At 27.2% G+C, this 3,015-nt stretch carries 3 protein-coding genes; all 3 read right to left on the bottom strand.

Annotated elements, in window-relative coordinates:
• Window positions 1-64: 64 nt before the first annotated feature.
• The 3 genes from HMPREF9129_RS09985 to HMPREF9129_RS09980 are packed head-to-tail and all read right to left on the bottom strand — an operon-like array spanning window position 65 to window position 2,942.
• Window positions 65-964: a sensor histidine kinase gene (locus tag HMPREF9129_RS09985; RefSeq protein ID WP_257009286.1), complete on the bottom strand. Its 900-nt coding sequence runs from the start codon at window positions 962-964 to the stop codon at window positions 65-67.
• 38 nt (window positions 965-1,002) lie between these two features.
• Complete coding sequence (locus tag HMPREF9129_RS10830) at window positions 1,003-2,247, bottom strand: hypothetical protein (RefSeq protein ID WP_004823325.1); 1,245 nt, start codon at window positions 2,245-2,247, stop codon at window positions 1,003-1,005.
• An 8-nt stretch (window positions 2,248-2,255) separates the two neighbouring features.
• Window positions 2,256-2,942, bottom strand: a complete 687-nt coding sequence (locus HMPREF9129_RS09980) for a response regulator transcription factor (RefSeq protein ID WP_004823324.1) — start codon at window positions 2,940-2,942, stop codon at window positions 2,256-2,258.
• Window positions 2,943-3,015 lie beyond the last annotated feature (73 nt).

Below are 3,015 nucleotides of genomic sequence, written 5' to 3'. Positions count from 1 at the left end.
CAAATAAAAACTATTTAAATAGGATTCTAAAATTTTTCCCTATTTAAATAGTTCTTTTAAAAGTTTAAAATTCTATTTTAGACTTGAATAAATCTCCGTCAATTTCAATTTCAAAAGTACCTTTTTGAACATTTACTAAACTCTTAGCTATAGATAGGCCTAATCCACTACCTTCGGTATTCCTTGAAGCATCTCCTCTTGTAAACCTCTCCATTAATTCATCTTCTGAAATATTTAAAGGATATTTTGAAATATTTTTTATAATTAATTGTACTTTTTCATTCTTATATAATCTTACATAAACTCTAGTCCCTTCCAAAGCATATTTATATATATTAGAAAATAAGTTATCCAAAATTCTTGAGGTTTTAACTCCATCTAAGTTTAACATTACTCTTTCTGGAGTGTATTCTTCTACAATAGTTATATTTTTTTCTTCAAGCTTATCTTCCCATTCCCCTATAATTTGTTTTATCAGCTGTTTAAAATCAATTTCTTCTATCTCTAAATCAATATTTTCACTACTAACTTTTGCCGCTTCAAAAAGATCTTCTATTAGTGTCTTTAATTTTAAAGACTTCTCATTTATAACTTGAGCATATTTCTTAATATTTTCTACATTTTCTTCTTCAACTACTAATTCTGAATAATTTATAATTGAAGTCAATGGTGTTTTTAAATCATGTGATACATTTGCTATTAAGTCAGTTTTCATTTTTTCTGATTTAATAGCATTAGATATAGCACCATCTAAATTCAAAGTTATCGCATTCAAATTATGTGCTAATCCTTTAAAATGCGAGTTGTTTTCCTCTATTTTTATGTCGTAATGTCCTTCAGATATTATTTTTGCTGTTTTTTCTATATCCTCAAGTTCAGTAATATATTTTTGAACTCTTACAAATATAACACCTATTAAGCAAACCCAAATTAATAACACGATTAGTTGTAAAGAAGATACCACAACTATATTGGATGCAACTACACCAAGAATTAATAAAGCTAAAAAAATAGCATTAAGTTTCTTCTCTTTCCCGGATCAAAGTCTTTTAAATATTCCGTAGATACATTCTTTGATTTCATAAATAATCCAATTGATTTCTGACCAAAAAAGTTAAATACTTTAGACACAATTGAATTATTTACAACTTTAGATGAAAACCCATTATAAAATACATCTTTTAAACAATATAACAAGTACAATTCTGCAACACCTATAGTGCTTATAGCTAATATCTGTAATAAATAAAATGGAGATAACAGACTCTTAATTAAATCAGTATTTATACTAAAAAAATCAGCTGCCATCATTGCACACATAAACCAAAGAGGTATTGCTCCAAATACAACTATTTCAAAAGGTACTTTTAAAATGCTTTTATAAAAATTACTTTCTTCCATTTTTTCAAAGTTAGAAAATAAACCTAATAGTAATATTAAAACTGCTCCAGTTACAACTCCTAGCGCAGAATTTGGCAATAAATTTTCTTCATAATTCATTGATGACTCATACTGTTTAAAAGCCATTGAGTTTGTATCAATTAAATACGTAAAATTTAATTTTTGTATCCCACTATTCTTTATTGATGCATAAACCTCTCTAATAGCTTGTTTTAAATTTGTTGCATACTTTCTATTCTCATTTTTTACTTGGTCTATATCTTTTGTAAATTTAAGAACTCCATCTTCCCATACACCACTTAATATAATGTTATTTGGGCTTTCACTTAATTTACTATCAGCTATATATTGTGGATCAAACTCATCGACACTATTATCATTAGTCAAATAATACGTTCTGTATAATGGTTCTTCAGTTACATTAATATTTATCTTAGGATCGTTTATTCCTCTTGCTTTAGCAGCATCTATTGCTGCACCATAGCTACTGTATTGTTCAAACCCCCCATCATACTCATTTAAATCTAAAATAACTTTATTAGAATGCCTTTTAAATTCTTCTGTAAAAGGATAGTTGGCAATTTTATAACTTCTGACATAAAATTTAATAAATTGATCTCCATAAATATTATCTATATATTTAAAATTTGAATTTCCAGCACCATCTTTATATAGAGAATTATCCACTTGATTATAATAGTCATAATATGATTCTCTATTGGATTTATATGAATTAAATAAATTATTTTTAGAGCCATAAATCCCAAGTAACACTCCTACAATTGATATTACCAAAAATGCTATTAATAATCCTTTTGTAGAATATCTTATATCAACATCTTTCATAACTCCTCCTATTTTGTAACGAACTTATATCCTAATCCCCAAGCAACCTTTAAGTAAATAGGCTTTTTAGGATCAATTTCAATTTTTTCACGTATTCTACGTATGTGTACCGTTACAGTTTTAACATCAAATGCTGGCTCATCCCAAACTTTTTCATAAATTTCATCAACTGAAAAAACTCTATTAGGATTTTTCATCAATAATTCTAAAATTTGATATTCAATTGATGTGAGATGTGCCTTTTCATCTCTCACATAAACCGATTTTTCAGGTATTACAAGTTTTATATCTCCATACTCTAAAATATCGGAATTCTTATTGGGTTGATACTCATAAAATCTTCTTATGTTGGAACTAACTCTTGCCATAAGTTCTAAAGGATTAAAAGGTTTAGTTATATAATCATCAGCGCCTATATTCAACCCTATTATCTTGTCATAGTCTTCACCTTTAGCAGACAAAATAATTATCGGAACGTAAGTAATTTCTCTTAACTCTAAAATAGCTTCCTCTCCACTTAAATTAGGCATCATAAGATCCATAATAATTAAGTCTATCTTTTCAGACTTAAACTTATGTATCGCTTCTTCACCATCTTTGGCTTCAATAACATCATAATTTGCATTTCTCAAATATATTCCTATAGAATCTCTTATGGCGTTATCGTCTTCTGCTACCAATATCTTATACTTCATATCCAACCTCCATATATATATTACATCACATTTATTAAGATATTACTTTAAAACTCTTACAAAAATCTTAAAT

The sequence above is a fragment of the Peptoniphilus indolicus ATCC 29427 genome, assembly GCF_000227315.1.
In the GTDB taxonomy this organism is placed as follows: Bacteria; Bacillota; Clostridia; order Tissierellales; family Peptoniphilaceae; genus Peptoniphilus; species Peptoniphilus indolicus.
The sequence above is the reverse complement of the archived record's forward strand: the minus strand, read 5'-3'. Positions and strand labels throughout refer to the sequence as shown.

Coding starts and splice junctions, on each gene's coding strand:
- HMPREF9129_RS10830 (WP_004823325.1), bottom strand. CDS start 2,247: ATGAAAGATGTTGATATAAGATATTCTACAAAAGGATTATTAATAGCA.
- HMPREF9129_RS09980 (WP_004823324.1), bottom strand. CDS start 2,942: ATGAAGTATAAGATATTGGTAGCAGAAGACGATAACGCCATAAGAGAT.